At 43.2% G+C, this 21534-nt stretch carries 13 protein-coding genes and 2 pseudogenes; 6 read left to right on the top strand and 9 right to left on the bottom strand.

All coding sequences use genetic code 11. The features are described 5' to 3' along the window. Window positions 1–400: 400 nt before the first annotated feature. From ACTWP7_RS15785 to ACTWP7_RS15800, 4 genes are read right to left on the bottom strand one after another with little or no spacing between them, the layout of a single operon-like run. Entirely contained in the window at window positions 401–2095 is a 1695-nt protein-coding gene (locus tag ACTWP7_RS15785; protein WP_443124019.1) for a glycoside hydrolase family 13 protein, read from the bottom strand. A 44-nt stretch (window positions 2096–2139) separates the two neighbouring features. Beyond that, window positions 2140–2964: a carbohydrate ABC transporter permease gene (locus tag ACTWP7_RS15790; RefSeq protein ID WP_014642721.1), complete on the bottom strand. Its 825-nt coding sequence runs from the start codon at window positions 2962–2964 to the stop codon at window positions 2140–2142. 32 nt (window positions 2965–2996) lie between these two features. Beyond that, the gene (locus ACTWP7_RS15795) at window positions 2997–4319 is read right to left on the bottom strand and encodes a carbohydrate ABC transporter permease (protein ID WP_443124020.1); all 1323 of its coding nucleotides are present in this window, start codon (window positions 4317–4319) and stop codon (window positions 2997–2999) included. A gap of 21 nt (window positions 4320–4340) precedes the next feature. Continuing rightward, entirely contained in the window at window positions 4341–5618 is a 1278-nt protein-coding gene (locus ACTWP7_RS15800; protein WP_443124021.1) for an ABC transporter substrate-binding protein, read from the bottom strand. Between the two features lie 629 nt (window positions 5619–6247). Here ACTWP7_RS15800 and ACTWP7_RS15805 point away from each other — a divergent pair. The 3 genes and pseudogenes from ACTWP7_RS15805 to ACTWP7_RS15815 all read left to right on the top strand — a co-directional run. After that, window positions 6248–6907, top strand: a complete 660-nt coding sequence (locus tag ACTWP7_RS15805; RefSeq protein WP_443124022.1) for a DUF3889 domain-containing protein — start codon at window positions 6248–6250, stop codon at window positions 6905–6907. A 478-nt stretch (window positions 6908–7385) separates the two neighbouring features. Then, window positions 7386–9434, top strand: a pseudogene (locus ACTWP7_RS15810) (glycoside hydrolase family 3 N-terminal domain-containing protein); the annotation flags it as partial. A 66-nt stretch (window positions 9435–9500) separates the two neighbouring features. After that, window positions 9501–10655: pseudogene (locus ACTWP7_RS15815) on the top strand (exo-beta-N-acetylmuramidase NamZ family protein); the annotation flags it as partial. Window positions 10656–10737: 82 nt separating this feature from the next. On the opposite strand, the gene ACTWP7_RS15820 reads toward ACTWP7_RS15815, so the two are convergent. The 4 genes from ACTWP7_RS15820 to ACTWP7_RS15835 all read right to left on the bottom strand — a co-directional run bounded on the left by ACTWP7_RS15820 (window position 10738) and on the right by ACTWP7_RS15835 (window position 14839). Further along, on the bottom strand, window positions 10738–11727 hold the full coding sequence (locus ACTWP7_RS15820; RefSeq protein WP_443124023.1) for a LacI family DNA-binding transcriptional regulator: 990 nt from the start codon (window positions 11725–11727) through the stop codon (window positions 10738–10740). Between the two features lie 62 nt (window positions 11728–11789). Continuing rightward, complete coding sequence (locus tag ACTWP7_RS15825; protein ID WP_443124024.1) at window positions 11790–12620, bottom strand: carbohydrate ABC transporter permease; 831 nt, start codon at window positions 12618–12620, stop codon at window positions 11790–11792. Window positions 12621–12641: 21 nt separating this feature from the next. Continuing rightward, window positions 12642–13526, bottom strand: coding sequence for a carbohydrate ABC transporter permease (locus ACTWP7_RS15830; RefSeq protein ID WP_443124025.1), 885 nt, complete (start codon window positions 13524–13526; stop codon window positions 12642–12644). Window positions 13527–13603: 77 nt separating this feature from the next. Then, the gene (locus tag ACTWP7_RS15835; RefSeq protein WP_443124026.1) at window positions 13604–14839 is read right to left on the bottom strand and encodes a sugar ABC transporter substrate-binding protein; all 1236 of its coding nucleotides are present in this window, start codon (window positions 14837–14839) and stop codon (window positions 13604–13606) included. 219 nt (window positions 14840–15058) lie between these two features. Here ACTWP7_RS15835 and ACTWP7_RS15840 point away from each other — a divergent pair, with 219 nt between their 5' ends. The 3 genes from ACTWP7_RS15840 (at window position 15059) to ACTWP7_RS15850 (ending at window position 20482) form a co-directional block, all read left to right on the top strand. Continuing rightward, complete coding sequence (locus tag ACTWP7_RS15840; protein ID WP_443124027.1) at window positions 15059–17212, top strand: glycoside hydrolase family 3 N-terminal domain-containing protein; 2154 nt, start codon at window positions 15059–15061, stop codon at window positions 17210–17212. Between the two features lie 915 nt (window positions 17213–18127). Next, a complete protein-coding gene (locus ACTWP7_RS15845) occupies window positions 18128–18808 on the top strand; it encodes a bacteriorhodopsin (protein WP_443124028.1) in 681 nt (226 codons plus the stop codon). 303 nt (window positions 18809–19111) lie between these two features. Further along, the gene (locus ACTWP7_RS15850; protein WP_443124029.1) at window positions 19112–20482 is read left to right on the top strand and encodes a DUF2254 domain-containing protein; all 1371 of its coding nucleotides are present in this window, start codon (window positions 19112–19114) and stop codon (window positions 20480–20482) included. Window positions 20483–20619: 137 nt separating this feature from the next. On the opposite strand, the gene ACTWP7_RS15855 is transcribed toward ACTWP7_RS15850, so the two are convergent. Continuing rightward, complete coding sequence (locus ACTWP7_RS15855) at window positions 20620–21495, bottom strand: superoxide dismutase (RefSeq protein WP_443124030.1); 876 nt, start codon at window positions 21493–21495, stop codon at window positions 20620–20622. Between the last annotated feature and the right edge of the window lie 39 nt (window positions 21496–21534).

Consider the following 21534-nt stretch of genomic DNA (forward strand, 5'->3'; position numbering starts at 1 on the left):
ATCTAAATAATACAAAACCTTCCAATCAAACATTTGAGGAAGGTTATTTGCCATGCGCATTTTTAGTATAACATGGGTTACCTTAAGTTTTTATTGAAAAATGTTGACAAACTATTAGCTGGTTTACTTGAAGACTCAGTTTCAAGATAAATATCCATCTTTCAGTTTTTTCACATTTTAACCATTAATGATAGTCCTACCCTTTTCCGGTGGATTCAATCTCTGATTAGTTTAAGCAAATCGATTGCTATTACATCCATCACCTATCTTATTTGAGGACTTGATTACGGAACTTACAATTGAATTGTACAAAAATCAATAAATGACTTTAACAGAGTCTCCCAAAAAAAAGACAAGCTGCCAGTTTCCTAAGACAGCTTGTCTATCACACTATTCTCTATTACGTTTGCACTCGGTACACGCGAGCTTCATAAGGCTTCAGCTGCAGAGTTCCACCCTCTTCTTGCTCGGAAGGATAATTGCCAATCAGCCGCTCGGCCTGTTCGACCGGAAATGATTCGCTTACCGAGTAGTCAATCGCTTCATTGGTAAAGTTTGCTACGATTAGCGCTTTATCTCCATCCAGCTCTCTTGTATAAGCATAGACCTGCTCATCTTCAGGATCGAGAAGCTGATACGAGCCGTAAATGAGCACGTCATGGTTCTTTCTCACTTTTATGAGCTCTTTGTAGTAATTGAGTATAGACTCTTCGTCTTCCTGCTGCTGCTTAACGTTTATCGAGGTATAATTTGGATTTACTTTGATCCATGGTTCTGCGTCTGAAAAGCCAGCGTAGTTCTCATCGCTCCATTGCATAGGTGTTCGTGCATTGTCTCTTCCTTTTACAAAGATGGAATGCATGATTTCCTGCTTGTCTTTGCCCCTCTCGGTAACCTGCTCGTTATACCAATTGTGGATCTCGACATCCCGATAGTCCTCAATTGAATCAAATTGGACATTAGTCATTCCAATTTCCTGCCCCTGGTAGATATATGGAGTACCTTGCATCAACTGGTAGAAGGTCGCAAGCATCTTAGCGGACTCCTTATGATACTCCTCCGCATCGCCAAACCTGGAAACCGAACGGGGCTGGTCGTGATTTTCCAAATACAGACTGTTCCATCCTTTTCCATTCAAGCTGGTCTGCCAGTCCGTCATAATCTCTTTCATTTTGGAAAGCTTCCAAGGTTTAACCGACCATTTTCCTTCCTGGCTTCCCGGATCGCCGTCGATTTCCATATGATCAAATTGAAAAACCATACTCAGGACACCTGATTCCTCGTCGGTGAACGCAGCTCCATCTTCAGGCTTCACCATCGGGGTTTCCCCTACGGTCATCACGTCATAATGCTTAAGCGCCTGTTCATTCATCTCGTTCATAAACTCCATAAAACGAGGACCATTGACGAAATGCTCGCCTCCCCATTGATACTTGTTATCCTTATTGGTAACTTCTGCATTCGGGAGACCGGGGGTTTTCGAGATTAAATTGATTACATCCATACGGAATCCATCGATGCCTTTATCCATCCAGAAGTTCATCATGTCATACACTTCCTGCCTGACCTGTTCATTCTCCCAGTTTAAATCCGGCTGTTTGTCTGTGAAAAGATGCAGGTAGTACTGGCCGGTGGCCTCATCGTAATCCCAGGCAGACCCGCTGAAGAAGGATACCCAATTATTTGGTTCGGCGCCATTTTTTCCATCACGCCAAATGTAGTAATCGCGATAAGGATTATCTTTAGACTTGCGGGACTCTTGAAACCACGCATGCTCATCAGATGAATGGTTGACCACCAGGTCCATCACCAGCCTCATCTCCCGCTTATGAATCTCTTCGAGCATATTCTCCCAATCTTCCATCGTTCCGAACTCTTCCATGATGGCGCGATAATTGCTGATATCATAGCCATTGTCGTCGTTAGGAGATTCATAGACTGGAGACAGCCATAAAATATCCACACCTAAGTCTTTTAAATAATCCAGTTTCTGTGTGATCCCGCGCAAGTCTCCGATGCCATCCCCATTCGAATCATTAAAACTTCTTGGATATACTTGATAGACGACGCCTTCTTTCCACCATTTTCTTTCCATTTGATCGACCTCCTATGAATGTATCAATTTTTATTGAGAACCTCTTATCCTTTTACAGAACCAGAGGTGAGTCCAGCTACAATTCGTCTCTGGAAAATCAGCACGATGATGACAATTGGAATCGTCACCAGAACGGTTGCCGCCGTTATATCTCCCCATGGAATGGAATATTGACTCTGGTACAGGGAGATTCCAACCGGCACCGTTTTCATCGCATCCTGTGTGTTAATCGTGAGAGCAAATAAGTACTCATTCCAGGCTGCAATAAACACCAGGATGGCTGTCGTAAATACGCCGGGAGCGGCTAATGGTAAAATAATTTTTCTAAACGTCTGAAACGGCGTTGCTCCATCCAGTTTCGCTGACTCCTCAAGCGAATAGGGAATGTTCTGGAAAAATGTAGCCAGAATCCAGATCGCAAGCGGAAGACTGATGGTGATGTAAGGAATCACCAGCCCGGGATACGTATTCCGCAGCCCGAAATCCGTCACAAAGTCGTAGATCGGCGAAATAATCGCAATGGGCGGGAACATAGATGAAGCGAGCACCACGCCTAGAATCACACTCTTAAACCGGATGGGCAGACGCGTCACGGCATAAGCTGTAAAAGCAGCACAGCCGATAGCCAGAATCGTCGTTGCCCCGGACACAATAAAGCTGTTCAGCATGTAACGAAGCAGCGGACGTGTCGTTAAAGCAGATTCATACGATTGAAAAGAAATGCCGGACCCGAACCACGCAAAAGGTGATCCGAATATATCCCCGAGGGGCTTAATCGATGTCAAGAATATCCATAGAAATGGAAACATGACAAGAAAGACAAAGACTATTAGAAACAGGTAAAACCACGGTCCTGCTTTTTGCTGCATAATGCGCCTCCTAACTGGGTAAATTTAGTATCTTAACCTTTTTGTTTGCCTGCCATTAGATCAGAGCCTATAAAGCGGATAAACAGCGTACTGATAATCGCTACACAGATAAAAACAATTACGGAGAGAGCGGATCCTGCTCCGAAGTTCTGCTGGGCGAATAAAACTTTGTAGGCGTACACAGAAACAGCCTCTGTCGCATTGGCTGGTCCTCCTCCCGTTAATACGTAAATCAAATCAAATACCCGGAAGGCATCCAGTGTTCTGAATAACAGCGCCACGAGAATGGTGGAACGGAGCATTGGAAGGGTGATCTTGTAAAAACGGTTCCAGGCATTGGCTCCATCCACTTGTGCAGATTCGTATAACTGATTAGGAATGGTCTGCAAACCTGCCAGTAACAATAGCGCCATGTAAGGTGTCGTTTTCCACACATCTGTGAAAATAATGGAGAAGATTGCTCCCGCACTCGTTGTCAGCAGCTGACCGGCATCCTGTATGATTCCGAGCTGCTCGAAATAGTGAGCGACCACACCCGACTGGCCATCGTAAAGAAATTTCCAAATCATCGCAGACACGGCCGTTGGGATCGCCCATGGGACCAGTACTGACGCACGAACCGCTCCTCTTCCGATAAAAGCCCGGTTAATAAGAAGCGCAATGGCCAGTCCTAAAACCAATTCAAAAAATACAGAAACGACGGTAAATAGCGTGGTTACACCAATGGATGACCATAGTCTAGGTTCTTGAAGGTACTGAGCGTAATTCCCAAAGCCGACAAAGTTCTCCTTCATAAAACTTGAGTCCATTAGTTTCATTTGACCGGATAAGTCGCTTAGCCTGGTCGCTATCTCGCCATCCTGTTCGCTTGAAAGCGACGCCAGTGCCTCCGATCGTTCGGTTAAGTAAGCAGAATAATCTTCCTTAAAGGATTCATCTATGGATACGTATTTCAGTGATTGATCCTTTACGGCATAATGCGATCGCACCGTTTCCAGCACTTCATTAAACTTCGCTTCATGATCGCCCTCTGCAAGGAATGTACGGTGCCTTTCATTGATTCCCTGCTGAATATTTTCTACTTCACTAGTTACTTCTTCCGTACTAGACCCCGCAAGAATTTCTTCTATCGTCTTGTTTACGAAATCGTAGTTATCCGCATACCGCTCCATGTTAATCTCACTCCCAAGCGTACGCTGGGATAAGGAAGGGTCATTCAAACGGTAATCAAACAAGCTGTTCCAAAACGACAACATGATCGGCCACAATACTATGACAGCGATTAGTATTAAGGAAGGTGCTACCATCGCATACCCGAGCTGCTTCTCGCTAAGCGAGAATCGACGCTTACTCATTTTTCATCCTCCTTCTCGCTTTTATTCGTTGACTACACTCTCTATCTCTCTTTGCAGATTCTGCGCCGCTTGTTCTGGCGAGACATCTCCAGCCAGGGCTTTAGAAATCTCAATCTGAATAATGTCGGTGATTTTCGGATAATTCGGTGTCACCGGACGAGGCACAGCATTCTGTAATGTCTCCACAAAGGCCTCGTTCGCAAATACCGGCGAGGCTTCTTTTACTGCTTCATCATCATAAAGAGATTTAATCGTCGGAGCCGTTCCTCCTACAGTAGCACTAATTTTCTGCCCTTCTTTTCCAGTCATGAACTTAACAAATTCCCAGGCAGCTTCTGGATGTTCGGTGTATTTATTAATCATCGTGACCCAGCCGCCCAGTGTAGACGCTGACTGCTCATCTCCTTTTGGCAGCAAGGAGAAACCTACGTCTCCTGCAACGTCTGATTTTTCCTCATTAGCCGATGAAGCCTGCATATAAGGCCAGTTCCGGGCGAAAACCGTATTCCCTTGAATAAAGGCGGTTTCCGTTTCCAGTTCGGTAAAATTCAAAATGTTGTTCGGAACGTAGTCGGACTGCGCAATTTCAGTCATTTTGCGAATCCCTTCAATCGCTTCCGGACTATCCACGACTACTTCTCCTACATCATTGATAACCGCTCCACCATAGGCATGGATGAACTCAATCGCATTCACGACAATCCCTTCATACTGGTTCGCCTGCATCACATAACCAAAGTTGGTCCCCGCTTCTCCCTGGAGATTCCCTGCCATTTCACTCAGTTCATCCCAGGTCTCCGGAGGCTCATCCACAATATCGCTGCGATAATACAATAAGCCGGCATCGGTAAACTTTGGCATGGCCCACGTGCGGCCATTAAACGTAACGGAATCAACGGTTCCTTCAAAATATTTACCCATATCGATGTTATCCTCTTCAATAAACCGGTCTAACCCCATCACATAACCGGCCTGAGCGAATTCCGCCGGCCATACAACGTCCGCATCAAACACATCAATTTCTGCACTTCGGCCACTCAGGGTCGTCACATACTGATCATGCTGCTGACCACTATCCGAAGGCATCTCACGGTACTTGATGTTGATGTTCGGATGCTCTTCTTCAAAAGCTTCAATCAACTTCGCGTTTCCTTCCGTGGTGTCGACACCTCTCGCATACACAAGGGTAACTTCATCACTGTCTCCTGCTGATTCGTCCGAGCTGCACCCTGACACAAGCAGAAGACTCACCATAATTCCCGATAATATCCCCTGCCTGATTGGTCTTATTTTCATCATGCTCCCTCCTTTTTTCGTTAAGACGAATATGTAATCGTTACCATGACCCAACTGTAAATTATTTTACAGTATATTTCAAATTATTCTAAATATTTCATTAGTGAAATATTTAAAACTCCTTTGTTTTTAGAATTTAGGGCTTTTGTCTGAATGTAATTTGAGTGGATACAAAAAACACCTGCGGGATCTATAATCCAACAGGTATTTCTTTTGTATTAGAGTTTTACTATAAAAATACTACTTTTATACTCAATTCATTAACACAAATGGTTTAACCTCTTCTATCAGTTTTGTATCTCTTTATTTAATAAAGACTTGTTCTATGGATTATCTTCATAGTTTATAAATTCTGCTGCCGCAGAAAGATAAGCAACCTATCCACATCAGTTATCGTTGGACACAATTATGCTGAGGAAAACTATTGCCCGGGTGATAATTTAAGTTGAATGGGATGATTGTTCTTAGACAGTGAAAAACAAACCAGAATCCATATCCATTTTAATTTCTTGATCAACTTTATTATCTGGGAGATGCCTTAAAGCCTTGCTTGATAAGCCACCTTTTTCACAGCTTAACGAGGGGTTGCATAGGCTAATGAGGATATTAAAGATAATTAAGGAGGAAAGCGGATGCATTCTCATTATTACCCCGGGCCTTACGGCTATCCGTATGTACCTGCCCCTTATCAACAGCCTTCTTATTCACGTCATCCTTATCCTGACTACTTTCCTAACCATCAAAGTTATTACGACTACAGACAGCCTGTTCGAGGTCAGGCCACATGGACCGAAGGCGGAGCCGTTACCCAATGCGGCATTCCCTGGTCTAACAACCAGTACATGACCGCGGCAGTAGGCAGCAGTTCCCCGTATCAATGCGGTCAGGCAATCAAAGTACGTAATGTTTCGAACGGAAGAGTCGTGATCGTAACGGTGGTCGACAAAGTGCCGAATTACCCAGCCAATAAAATAAATCTTCATAGAAAAGCTTTTGAAGCTCTCGATGCCAATATTGATTTAGGGATTATTAATGTAGATATTACTGCCTCCCCTGAGCTCGAGGAAGAAAAGTGGGGGAAATACTTGCTTGAAATCATTCAGGCAGCCTACCCGAACTATAACGTAACGGATTATAGTAAGGTTAGTAAAAATCAGGTCAACGGTGGACAAATTAGAGAAGTCTTTAAATTTGTCATGACCTCCCCTCAGGAAACGACCAATATTCAGGGGTCGGTCGTTTATAATCCGAATACAGACCGAATTAATTCCATTAATTTTAAAGAAGTATAAGCCGCGAAACTAGCAGCGACCAGAGAAGCAGGAACCTCCCCCGCTTCTCTTTATTTATTAATTTATATGGTATAAAATTCCACCTCAGGTCATACAGTATTTGGATTTTACAACTTAATATTTTATGTTTTGTATATTATTCCGATATGATATTTCAAAAATGGTTCCTATGTCGCAGGAATTTGGGGATGGAAAAATAGACCAAAGGAGGTAGATAGGGCCAAAAGTGGTATAGACGACTATATAATATATACGATACGCTTTTGTTACATATTGAAAACGCTTTCAACAATTACCCTCTCTTTAGTCTTCTTTTCAACACACCTATCACCTATGATCTCGTACAAAATCTCTAATGTTTTGCAGAAGCTGGATCTTTTACATAGCGGTCCACCTTTTTCAAATAGATAAATTTAAGGAGGAATGATGAATGAGAAAAATGGGAAAATGGATGTTCATTGTCACGCTGACCATTTGTATGCTGCTTCCATCGATGTTTGCAAATTCAAAGGCGACGGCATCAGATGAGGGAAACAAGTCTGATTTGATCATCCTTCAAAATGTTCCGCAGTCGGATGTAACCGTAGAAGGGGACAGCTTTGACCTCAGCGCTTTAAATGTCTATGAGGACGGTTATTTCAAAAAGGTGAACGAAGGATTGAAGTGGTCTTCGAAAAATCCTAGAGTCGCAAAGGTAGATCAGAACGGGACCGTTACTTTTACAGGAAAACCTGGCCGAGCGTGGATCTCGGTTACGAACGGGGATCATACGGACAGGATTGCGGCGCACGCCAAACCGAAGCGTGATAATGGAGAAGCCTATATAAGTAAGAACCTTATTAAAGAAAAAGGCGATCGTTACAACCTTGTCTCTCACGCACTTGAAAATATGACGATGAAAGAGAAAGTCGGCCAGATGCTGATGCCGGACTTTAGAAAATGGGACGGAGAAAATGTAACGAAAATGTTGCCGGAAATTGAAGAGCAAGTGAAAAAGTATCACCTTGGCGGCGTGATTTTATTTCGTGAGAATGTCGTCACAACAGAACAGACCGCTGAACTTGTATCCGATTATCAAGCGGCAGCTGAAAAATACGGTTTACTTATGACGATTGATCAGGAAGGCGGTATCGTAACAAGACTACAATCAGGTACGGACTTTCCAGGGAACATGGCCTTAGGCGCCACACGTTCTGAGGAAATCACTCAAAATGTCGGACAAGCAATTGGTGAGGAGCTCTCTTCTCTAGGTATTAATATGAACCTTGCTCCTGTGGTAGATGTGAACAACAATCCTGATAATCCGGTCATTGGCGTACGATCCTTCAGTGGAAACCCTGAGCTTACGGCTAAAATGGGCGTAGCTTACACGAAAGGTCTGCAGGAAACGGGCGTGGCAGCAACAGCTAAACACTTCCCGGGTCACGGAGATACAGCTGTCGATTCCCATCTGGGACTGCCGGAAGTTCCACATGATAAGGAACGCTTGAAAGAAGTAGAACTGTATCCTTTCCAAAAAGCAATGGATGCAGGAATTGACGCTGTAATGACAGCTCATGTCACCTTCCCGAAGATTGATGACACGAAAGTGACATCGAAAAAAGACGGCACGGAAATTGCACTACCTGCCACCTTATCTGAAAAAGTCCTGACCGGGCTGATGCGCAAGGAAATGGGCTTTGAAGGGGTTGTCATTACTGACGCGCTGAACATGAACGCCATTCAGGATCACTTTGGCCCTGTCGATGCGGTCATCCGTTCCATTAATGCTGGTACAGATATCGTACTGATGCCCGTCGGTCTGGAAAAAGTGGCAAATGGCATTTATGAAGCGATTGATTCCGGAGAGATTGAGATCGACACCATCAACAAATCTGTGGAGCGAATTTTGACGTTAAAATTAAATCGCGGCATTATCAAGTCAGAGAATCCAACACCTGTAGATGAGAAAATTGAAAAGGCCAAACAAGTTGTGGGAAGTGAAGCCCATAAGCAAGTGGAAGAAAAAGCGGCTGAACGTTCTACCACTTTAGTCAAAAACGATAACGTCCTCCCTCTTAACTTGGACGAAGATAAAGAACTAGTGGTTATCGGAAATTCATTCAGTGAAGAGTTAGCCGATCAAGTGAAACAGCACCATGAGAACACCACCCTTATTAAAAGCAGCTCGGGTTCATTGACAGACGATCAAAAAGAGCTGGTGGAAGAAGCAGATAAAGTTGTTGTAGGAACCTACACGTACAATGTATCTACACGCGCGGATGATCATCCGCAAATGCAGCTCATGCACGACGTTATGAACACGACCAATGGCGACGTGATCGGTATCGGCATCCGTAACCCATATGACATTATGGCTTATCCGGAAGTGGACGCCTTTATCGCCCAATATGGATTCAGATCGGCAAGTTTTGAAGCCACTGCTGAGACCCTATTTGGTGAAAACGAGCCATCAGGAGAATTACCAGTTGCCATTCCAGATCAAGATGGCGGTACCTTATTCCCATTTGGTACGGGCTTAAGCTATGGAGATCATGGTGATGAAGACGAAAATGAAGATGAGGAAGAAAATGAAGAAGAACACGATGGATCTTTCCAGCTTGGCGTGGAAGAACTTTTAGATGAAGAAAAAGCACTGATTGAAGGCAAAAAGGTAGGCTTAATTACTAATCCGACAGGTGTCGATCAGGAGTTGAACAGCATTGTTGATATTCTTTACAACGATAAGGATGTCGATTTGACGGCTCTTTACGGTCCGGAACACGGGGTTCGTGGAAGTGCGCAGGCTGGTGAGTATGTAGACTTCTATACGGATGAACAAACAGGCTTACCTGTTTACAGCCTCTACGGTAAAACTCGTAAACCGACCCCTGAAATGCTTGAGGACATTGATGTATTAATGTTTGATATTCAGGATGTAGGTACACGCTTCTATACGTATATTTACACGATGGCGTATGCCATGGAAGCAGCTCAGGAGAACGATATTCCGTTTATCGTATTGGACCGCCCAAATCCTATTGGCGGGGAAAAAGTCGAAGGGCCTGTACTGGATACAGACTACAAGTCCTTTGTCGGGAACTATCCGATTCCTTTGCGCCACGGAATGACCGTCGGTGAGCTTGCTAAACTTTTTAATAATGAATACGATATTGGAGCTGATTTGACGGTCGTTGAAATGGATGGGTATGACCGCAGTATGGACTATAATGACACCGATATGTCGTTTGTCGCTCCATCCCCTAACATGCCGACCGTTGATACAGCCTATGTTTATCCAGGAGCTGCCCTGATTGAAGGGACAAATGTCTCAGAAGGACGTGGAACGACCCGTCCGTTTGAATTGATTGGCGCCCCTTTCATTAACAGTACAGAACTGGCAGCGGCGATGAATAAACTGGACTTGCCTGGCGTCAGGTTCCGAGCAGCCTCCTTTACTCCGGCATTCTCGAAGCATGCTGGTGAATTAACGCACGGAGTTCAGCTGCACGTAATGGATCGCGATAAGTTCAACCCTGTAGTTACAGGTGTTCACCTCGTGAAAACCATTCATGATATGTATCCGACGGACTTCCAGTTCCGTGAAGAAAACAGCTCTGGCATTTCATTCTTTGACTATCTGATCGGTAACGGCTGGGTCCGTGAAGGAATTGAAAATGGCCAATCGGTTTCAAGCATGCAGAAGATTTGGGAGAAAGAATTGAAAGGCTTCAAAAACATCCGAGAACAATACCTCCTCTACAAATAAAGAAATAAAAGAATAAGGAATAAAATCCCACCTCAGGTCATCCAGAATCTGGATGACCTGAGGTGGGATATTTTTACATGATTTATTTTGATTGGACGGATGCTCGTTCGATGAACTCGGTGGATAGGTTATAATTTCTTTCCACCTTCTCCCCCGCAAGCATCTGGAAGATCATGTGGACCGCCAGTGCTCCCGCTTCGTACTTGGGCTGACGCACCGTCGTAAGTGGAGGACTGACATACGCGGATAATTGAATATCGTCAAAGCCTACGATGGACACATCATCAGGAATAGAGATTCTTTTTTCATCGAATGCCTGAAGACCTCCAATAGCCATCTCATCGTTCGCATAGAAAATGGCATCAGGTAAGTTCTGTTGAGCAATCAGCATCTTCGTTGCTCGATAGCCCCCTTCTCGAGTAAACTCCCCTCCCATTTTAAAACGTGACTGAAAGGGCACATCATGGTCTTTTAAAGCATCGATATATCCCTTAAAACGTTCTTCGTTATCATGAGAATCGTTCGGTCCACTTACAAATCCAATGGACCGGTGGCCTTTCTGAATCAGATGCTCAGTCGCCTGATACCCGCCCTGGCGGTTATTAACCTCCACATGAATGGCATATGGATTCTCTACATCGCGGTCCAGCACAACTATAGGAAAGTCCTCCCGGGCAGATGCTTCAATCATTTCTGTAGAAATATTGGTAGCTAAAATGATCGCTCCATCTACACGCTTTTCCCTTAAAAACTTGGCCGCTGTCGACCGGTCTCCTCCGACAGAACTGCAAGCAATCAAATCATATTGATTACTTGCAGTCACTTCCTGAACTCCCTTAATCAATTCAGAAAAGTAGGGGCCGGACATATCGCTTAAGATTAAGGCAATTGTATTTGTTTTCGTTCGTTTCAGATCCGAAGCAAATCCGTTCTTCTGATAGTTTAACTCTCTTGCGGCTTTCAGAACTTTATCAATCGTTGCTGAACTGACTTTCCCACTGCCATTTAAGGCATAAGAAGCCGTTGAAACAGCTACTCCTGCTCGTTTAGCCACATCTTTTATCGTAGCCATTGAAATCCTCCATCTATATGGGTTCGTTACTTCTATTGTATCAGTTTTTAAACCCTAACGTTTTACTTGAGACCGGACATGGTAAACCCTTCCACAATATACTTTTGGAAGAAAGCGAAAATAATGATGATCGGAACGACCATAAATGCGGCCCCGGCCATTTGTAAAGCAAAGTTACTGGCGTATTGCCCCTGCAATAAGGACAAGCCTACGGACAATGTGTAAAGACCTTCATCGTTTGCAATAATTAACGGCCATAGGAAACTGTTCCAACCCGCGATAAACGTCAGAATTCCTTGCACCGCAAAGATCGGTTTTGCGATGGGGACGACCAAACGGAAGAATATATAGAATTCTCCTGCCCCGTCCAGCCTCGCTGCTTCAAGTAAGTCATCTGGAATGGTTGTCATGAATTGTCGGAATAAGAAAATACTGAAAGCCACCGCTAAACCTGGAAGTACGATTCCCGTCATCGTGTTGGTCAAGCCCATCGCATTAAGTAAAAGGTAAACAGGAATCATCGTCACCTGACCGGGAATCATCATGGTAGCAAGGACAATATAAAAGATCTTCTCTCGTCCCTTAAAACTGTATTTCGCAAACCCATAACCTGCCATCGCATTAAATAGAAGTCCTAAGAAAGAGAAAAGCACAATCACTAACGTGTTCCTCAAGTAGACGGCAAAATTCAAATTCGTAAACAACTCAATGTAATTTTGTATGGTAGGATTATCCGGAATAATGGCAGGAGGCATCGACAGTACCTCACTCTCCGGCTTAAACGAACTTGAGATCATCCAGATAAACGGAATCGAAACGAGGACTCCACCTACAACCATGATGAATATGACAATCGATTTTTCTAACTTACTTTTCTTTGTTGCTGCAGCCATAAGCTTCCACACTCCCCTCTTTTAATATTCCGTATCTGATTTTCTGAACTTAAATTGGACCAGCGTGACAAGGATGATCATGGCAAACAGGATAAAGGATCCGGCAGCGGCATAACCAAATTCACTGAATTGGAAGCCTTCTTTATAAATAAATAGAGCAATTGAGATCGTTCCATCTAAAGGTCCACCGTCGGTCATGACGAACGGTTCCTCGAAGAACTGCATCCAGCCAATCAGTGTGGTCACGGTTACAAAAAAGGTTGCATAGCGAAGTAAAGGCAATGTCACATTGAACAGGACTTGAAAACGGTTGGCCCCATCCATTTCTGCTGCCTCATAATACGATTTCGGTATTCCTTGAAGAGCAGCCAGGAAGATAATCATATTAATACCGATCCCTTTCCAAACCGCTAGAAGAATTAACGATATTTTGGCAATCGTTGGGTCTTCTAACCAGGGAACGCTTTCCAAAGAAAGAACCGAAAGCAGATAGTTAAACAAACCATATTCGGTGTTATACAGATATCCCCAAATCACTGCAACCGCGATGATGTTGGTAATCGAAGGCATGTAAAACACAGCTCTGAACGTATTAAACAGCCAGCTGGTTCCGTAGTTGAGCAGCAAAGCAATCGATAACGAACAGATAATAACAAGAGGAACACCGATCACTACGTAAAAAAGAGTATTATAGATTGATTGGAGAAACGTACTGTCGGAAAATAAATCTTTATAATTTTCAAAGCCGATAAATGAGATATTGGACCAGTCCGCAAGTCCCTTCAAGTTCATATCCGTAAAACTGATGACAAAAGCAATCAGGATTGGAATCAAGCTGAACAGGGATAGCAGAATGACAGCTGGTGCAATAAACATATAAGGATGCCTGTTTTTGAAATGTTTCATAGAAACCCACCTATCTAAGCATAACGATTAGAAAGGATGATGAAATGATCGAACATCCCATCACCCCTTCCAGCTCTCTATTCTTCTTCAATCAATTCCTGTGCTTCTTGTCTAAATGCCTCAAGTTCCTTTTCTAAATCCGCTCCGCCTTCTGTAATTCGCTCAATCGAAGAGAGCAGCTCCTGAGCAATACGTTCAAATTCTTCTGTTTGCAGACCAGGTTTCGTGTTTTCCAACTGTTTACCAAAGGTTGCATAGTTCGGATCTTCCGTCATTTTCGGTTTTTCCCATGCTTCTGTACGGGAAGGCAGCGTATTTGATTCCTCCAGCCAGTCCATCTGTGTATCGACATCTGTCATAAAGGAAATGTATTTGAGTGCTCCTTCTACGTTATCTGCACTTTCAAAGACAGAGAGGTGTGAACCGCCCATGCTTGATGTGTTGGTTTCCTTGGTAGGCATAACCGCTGTGGCCCATTTCCCTTCAAGGTCAGGCGCCTGGTCATTAATGATGTTGATCATCCAGGGTCCACTGAAGAACATTGGTTTGGAACCAGACTTAAAGGCTTCTACAATGTCGACTCCTTCTTGAGTAGGACTTAAACCTTCTTCAAAGTAGCTTGTATAATACTCTAAGGCTTCCTTAAATTCAGGCGAATCAAAATTCAGCTCGTTTTGATCAAGGTTTGCTTCATATCCATTCTGCCAGGCAAAAATAAATGGAGTAATCTGGTCGTTCCGGTCAATATCAAGCCCGTAAGAATCTTCTCCTCGTGCGCCTAGTTTAGTAGCTGCATCTTTCATTTCATCCCATGTCTTCGGCGCTTCTTCATAACCGGCTTCTTTCAGCAGATCTGTACGGTAGTAGATCACGCGGGTGTCAACGTACCATGGAATCCCAACCACTTGATCGCCATGTTCCATAGTCGTAACCGAACCATCAAAGAAGTTTTCTTTCGCAAAGTTAGGGTAGTCTCCCATGTATTCAGACAAGTCTTTAAGTGCACCGGCTTCAGCAAACTCCGGCACCCATGTTGTTCCTAATTGGACGACATCAGGTCCGTTACCTGAAGCTACGGCCGTTAGTAATTTGTCGTGCGCCGTATCCCAGGGAATAGCCTGCACGTCGACGGTCAAATCCGGATTGTTTTCTTCGAATTTTTTACTGAATTCCTGAAGATTTTTACCTTCTTCCCCCATCGCCCATACGGTCACCGTATTTTCATCTCCTTGCGAGGAAGAACTGTTTGAGCATCCCGCCAGCACCATTGAAAGAATAAGTACAGATAACAAAGTTCCTAATTTCCATTTCACGAAACAAGCACCCCTTTGCTTATTTTTTAATTGAAACGTTTCGATAACTGCATTATAATTTAATTTGTATCCGCTTTCAATAACTTTCCTGAAATTTTTAAAAATTTATTAAACATCTATTATCTAGGGTTTATTGGGTTGACGAATGCCTTACACCTGCTTATACTTCAATTATGTTTAAATCGAAACGTTTCACCAAACCTTAGAGGAGGATTAGAAATGACCGATGTGAATGACCTGCTTCAACAAATGACAATAGAAGAAAAAGTCGGACAGCTTGTACAGCTCGCGACTCCTTTCTTTAAAGGCGCTACAGACCGGGGCGAAATTACGGGTCCGATGGTTCAAATGAATATTAGTGAAGATGATATTCATCTTACTGGATCCGTTCTGGGGGCTTCCGGAGCTAAAGAAACGAATAACATTCAAAAAGTACATATGGAAGAAAACCGTCTCGGCATTCCCTTATTGTTTATGTCGGACATTGTTCACGGCTTTAAAACCATCTTCCCTGTTCCGCTAGCTATTGGCTGCTCGTGGGACTTAGAACTTGCTGAAAAAAGTGCTTCCATTGCAGCAAAAGAAGCTGCTGCTGCAGGGGTTCACGTCACTTTTGCTCCGATGGTCGACCTCTCCCGCGAGCCGCGCTGGGGACGAGTCATGGAAGCAACAGGAGAAGATCCTCACTTAAACAGCGAGTTCGCCCGCTCCTTTGTTAGAGGATTTCAGGGGGATTTAGAGAACGATGATTCCAAAGTTGCCGCCTGTGTCAAACACTTTGCCGCTTACGGCGCGCCGGAAGCCGGCCGAGATTATAATACAGTCGACATGTCGGAATGGCAGCTTCGTGAAAATTATCTCCCCGCTTATAAAGCTGCGCTCGATGAAGGCTGTGAAATGGTGATGACCGCTTTTAATATTTTAAATGGCATTCCTTCCACTGGTAATGAAGCACTCATGAGGGGAATCCTGAGAGGCGAGTGGAATTTTGATGGTCCCCTCGTTTCCGATTGGGGTGCTGTAAAGGAATTGATCCCTCATGGAGTAGCAGAAGATGCGAAACAGGCGGCTGAAAAAGCGATGAAAGCCGGCGTAGATATTGAAATGATGACCGCTTGCTACACCAATCACGTACAGGAATTAATTAAGGAAGAAACACTGCAAGAATCGATCGTGGATGAAGCTGTTCTGCGGATTCTCCGGCTGAAGAAAAAACTCGGACTCTTTGAAAATCCGTACCGTGGAGCCAGTGAAGACAAAGAAGCTGAAGCCATTTTAACCGATGAAAACCGGGAAGCTGCCCGGGAACTCGCTGGTAAATCCATTGTATTATTAAAAAACGATCATGTACTGCCCCTGGATGGTCGACAGAAGACAGCTCTGATTGGACCATTCTCCACAAGTACAGATATCCTTGGGCCGTGGTCATGGGGCGGTTCTCCAGAAGACACAATTACGGTAGATAAAGGTCTTTCCAATTATCTCGACAGTGATCAATTATTTATATCAGAAGGCTGTGGCATTGAAGAAGGAACGGATGAGCAACTGCAATCGGCTTTGGAACAAGCGGAAAATGCGGAAGTAATCGTTGTTGCCTTAGGAGAACACTCAGATATGAGCGGAGAAGCAGGCAGCCGGGCCGACATTCGAATCCCAGAAGTTCAATTGAACCTTCTGAAAAGCGTAAAAGAACTCGGTAAACCAGTTGTGGCTGTACTATTTAACGGGAGACCTCTGGATTTAAGGGAGGTCACGGCAAACGCTGACGCCGTCATCGAAGCCTGGTATCCAGGAACAGAAGGCGGAAACGCACTGGCTGATATTCTATTTGGTACCATCAATCCCTCTGCGAAGCTCACGATGTCCATGCCTTATGCTGTCGGCCAGGTTCCGATCTATTATAATCGTTACAACACCGGCCGCCCGAAAGATGCACCCGATGCGCCGGAACGCTTTGTATCTCAGTATCTAGATATACCGAACGAACCTCTCTATCCTTTCGGTTACGGTCTCAGTTACAGTCAATTTGAGTATGGGGAGCTTACTTTATCCTCCGACCAGATGACACAGGATGAACAACTTTCCGTAACCTCTACGGTAACGAATACCGGAAGCACCGCTGGTGAGGAAATCGTCCAGCTCTATATTCACGATCTGGCAGGAGAAGTTGTACGGCCGCTTAAAGAATTGAAAGATTTCAAGAGGCTCCATCTTGAGCCAGGCGAATCACAGGAAGTCGTTTTCCACATCGAAGAAAGTCAGCTCAGGTACTATCATGCGAATATGGAGCATAAAAGTGATCAAGGAGAATTTGAGGTATTCGTAGGAACCAATAGTCGTGATAACAAAGCAAAGAAATTTCGATTAAAGTAAGAAAAGATAGAAAAATAGGATAAAGGAATAAACTTCCACCTCAGGTCATCCAGAATCTGGATGACCTGAGGTGGGATATTTTTATAATTAATATTTACTAGATTATGAAATTAGTTTGTAATATTTACTAAGATGAATTTATAGAAACTCCCTTTATTTTATTCAACCTCTCTCGTTCACCCTCCATATCACAGGCTTTTATTCCTCTATAATATTTAAATTAGTCCTTAATCCTGTAATAATATGAAATAATCCTTCTACCTATTTATTTTCATCTAAAAATCTCTTGTTTAACCATTCCATACATAGGTAAAAGCCCATTATGCTTGATTCAAATTCGAGGAGGATAATTTCTGACTAATGCTAATACTTCTTATGAAAAACTTAACAACACGGAATTAGTCGATCTATATTTTTTATTACTTTACAATATTTTTGATGGACATTTATCAAATGCCATGTTTCAAGAAACCAGATTGTTAGAATCCATTGCCAGGAGTAGAGGCTTTTTCCTCTCCTACTTCAGAAAGATAAATAGGCATAATAAAATAATGGTACTGATTAAATAACATGAAAGTTACGGCGTTTTATATTTGAACTTTATCCGATATTAATGTATATAGTTCGTGCGAGAAACAAAAAACGATAGGATACCCTTGGTGAACCGGAAGCTCTTCCAAGTCCATTAAAATCACCTATAACCGCCGGAGATTTTAGCAACACCTGTAAAGTAGTGTTAGATGATCCTCGACAAATACCCCTCCACTCTCCCACCTAAGCACTTAATCGAAATACCAGAATGAGCACAAACATCACATCACAGCACAGCCCTTCCCCTATATCCATTATTTCCTTTTACAATTTCCTGTTATTGGACAAACTAGAACCATCTGATGATCTTGAGGTGGACAGCCAATGGAAAACTTTTCAACCCTTCATTTTCTATATGCATTCATTATGCTGGCAGGCGCTATCTATTTCTTTTATTTAAGTCGTGAGCCTAAAGGGGTACCGCTTTATGAGTACTTTCTTGCGATAACGATTCCTTTATGGTCCGGGGCCGCCTATTTATCGATTGCGTTTGGTCAAGGGGTATTAAAGCAATCGGAGCGTACGATCTATTTTGCCAGGTATCTCGACTGGGTGGTAACTACCCCTCTATTACTCCTGGCCCTGGCATTTACGGCTATGATCTATGTAGAAAAAAAGAACAAAACGATGCTTCTGACTTTGGTAGCCTTAGATATCTTTATGATACTGACCGGTTTAATCGCTGACTTCTCCACTGGATACGTGAAGTATATCTGGTATTCGCTTGGTGTCCTGGCTCTTCTGTTCATCCTGTATATTGTCTGGTATCCCCTTCGTTGGATTGCAGATTCCTTCGGTTCACGACTTTCCATTCACTACAAACGCTCAGCCGCTTACCTGACATTTTTCTGGGTTCTCTATCCAACGGTGTGGCTGCTCGGTCCTTCAGGTGCCGGGCTTACTCAGCAGGCGGTGGATGTGCTAGGGTTTATTATCCTTCCCATTTTTTCAAAAGTGGGCTTTAGCATTCTGGACTTGCATGGACTTCGCAATCTGGAGGAATAACTGGATCAAGAAAAACCAACGCTTGATAAGCCCCGTAGATGTGTCTTTGCTTGCGGTAACAAATATTCAAGGTTCCAGGCAGAAACTCAGCCTGGAACCTTGATCATTTTAAACACCCGTATGGATCTGTAATACGCTACTGGATATTTATGGATGACCTGAGGTGGCATATGTTGGAATAAATCATCACTCTTTCCACAGATTCATTAGATTGAATGATCGCAACTCAGGGTAATATGAACGTTATATGGGCATATCATTTACGCCCAACCAAGTATTTCACTAGAAGACAGGAGAAATTTAATGAAAAAACCAGACATCAGCAGATATTTTTCTATGACAAAAAGAGAACGGAGGAATGAGCTTAACCAGACCTTATGGCTGATGCCTATTCGTTACATTGGTGTAGCTATTATACTTTCATGTATCAGCGCATTTTTGGATCTATACTTGGAATTTGACACCTACATACCGGATTCCATTACGTTTGAAGGAACCACAGCTAGATTGCTGATCACTACGTTAATCGGTGGAGTTCTGACGCTAAGTGCCTTTACCATTAACTCCTTGCTCGTCGCTCTTACAACGTTAAGCGGGCAATTCTCTTCACGTATGGTTCTTAATTTCATTAGTGAACCCCCTACCCAGCACGTTCTTGGAATATTTAACGGAAGCTTTATTTATGTATTGTTAAATATATTGTTTTTAAGTAATAGCAGCCAGGAAACCTATTTTGTTATTCCAGTTTTATCTGTTTTTATTACATTTACGGCTGCTGTAACGTTTATTTATTTTGTTAACCATACCTCTACCTGGTTGCAGGTACATAATATAACGTCCAATATGAAAAATACGACTAAAAATACGTTAAGAGAGTCTTTGCTAAAAGAAACGGAACCCTATCGCGTAAATAATGAAGAGTATATTGATAACATTACCAATAATAGTGAAGTAACAACGATTATGTCCAAAAATTCTGGTCACTTGCAATCTGCTGATTTCAAAAAAATCATTCAAAACGCGAAGGCAGATGACATTGTTATAGAATTAAGAGCGTCTATAGGAGAGTTTATCCTAGACAACACCCCACTCTTCGACTACTGGAAAGGTAATGGACCAATTGATGAATCTAAGTATAATGACCTTGTGCGTGTAGATGCAAAAAAGACTGAAATTCAGGATTTAGAGTTCGGCCTTGAGAAATTGGTTGAAGTCGCTGTTAAAGCGATTGGGAATGATGATCCTTTAACCGTCAACAACACGTTGTACCAAATAACGGATCTTCTGAAGGAAATAGGTAATGCCACTTCCTTTTCTCCTTTTCTTGTGGATGACGAGAACCATGTCAGGCTGAAATTAAAATACGATGGTTTTGACTACTTCTTATTTAAGAGCTTTGGCTATATTCGGGAATACGCCGGCAGGAACTCAACAATCATTATCACAATCTTTGAAATGCTGAGCCTCCTAGCCCAGTCCATGGATTCCAAAGTGCATGATGATATCTGGCAGTTTGCTGAACAAACAATCAAAGGATATCAGCAATATACTCTTTATGAGGTAGACTGCTATTATATAGTCAGAAATTTAGAGGAAGTGGCTCATCACACGAACCATTCGGATGGCTATGATGAATTGAAAGATATATTACCAAAAAGAATATATACCTGTTGACTGGAGTTTAGTGAAAAATAAGAGATCCGTTCTAATCTGAGAACGGATCTTTTTTGATGATATCTACTTGTTGGTCCTGCTTTAGAAGGACGGAGTAATCAGAGACGATTTCATGCAAAACCTTTCCTTAAATCACATTAGAATTTCTTCCATTTCACTTGTCTCGCTCTCTTATAACGATCCTGAACAGCCTCCCAGTTCACGACATTCCACCAATTGTCCACGTATTTCCCTCGATCATTTTCATACTGCAGGTAGTACGCATGCTCCCACACGTCGAGCGGAAGCAAGGGAATCTCATCCCACTGACTTAAGTTTTGGTGCTTTTCCGCCTGCAATATTTCAAGCCGGTGAGATCGTGGTGCCCACACCAGAATGGTCCAGCCCGAACCCTCTACTTTTTTTGCAGCTGCAGAGAAGTGTTCTTTGAACTTCTGAAAACTGCCGAAGCTGTTTTCAATTTCCTTTAAAAGATCTCCTACCGGTTTTCCGCCGCCCTCTGGACTCATAATTTCCCAGAAGATCGTGTGCAAATAATGTCCCGCTCCATTAAATGCTGCTTCACGTTCCCAGTGCTTAATTAAATCGTAATTATTGTTTTTTCTAGCCTTCTGCATCTCAATCTCCGCTTTATTTAAACCGTCCACATAGCTCTTATGATGTTTATCATGATGCAGCTGCATAATCCGTCGATCGATATACGGCTCAAGGGCTGCGTAACCATATGGAAGAGGCGGTAATGGATGGCCGCCGATCGGGACAGCATTGCCCCGCCGCTCATGACTGCCGAGACGTTTCTGGATCTTTTCTGCAAGCTCATTCAATTCGTGAGCATTATCCAAATTAAAGGACGAAGCATCCCTGTTCCATTCCTTGATGTGGGAAAGTAATTCATTCATCTCCTCCCGGAAAGATGGATCCTCATTAAATTTACGGGAAGCATCCGCTTTCGCTATATGGTTCGCCCACGTGTCCATTTCACGGAGATATTTGATCAGCGCCTGATCATTCATATGCTTCTCCTCCTTTTTTCCACTATATAACTATATGCA

The sequence above is a fragment of the Halobacillus sp. B29 genome (assembly GCF_052246755.1).
Lineage (GTDB): Bacteria > Bacillota > Bacilli > Bacillales > Halobacillaceae > Halobacillus > Halobacillus halophilus.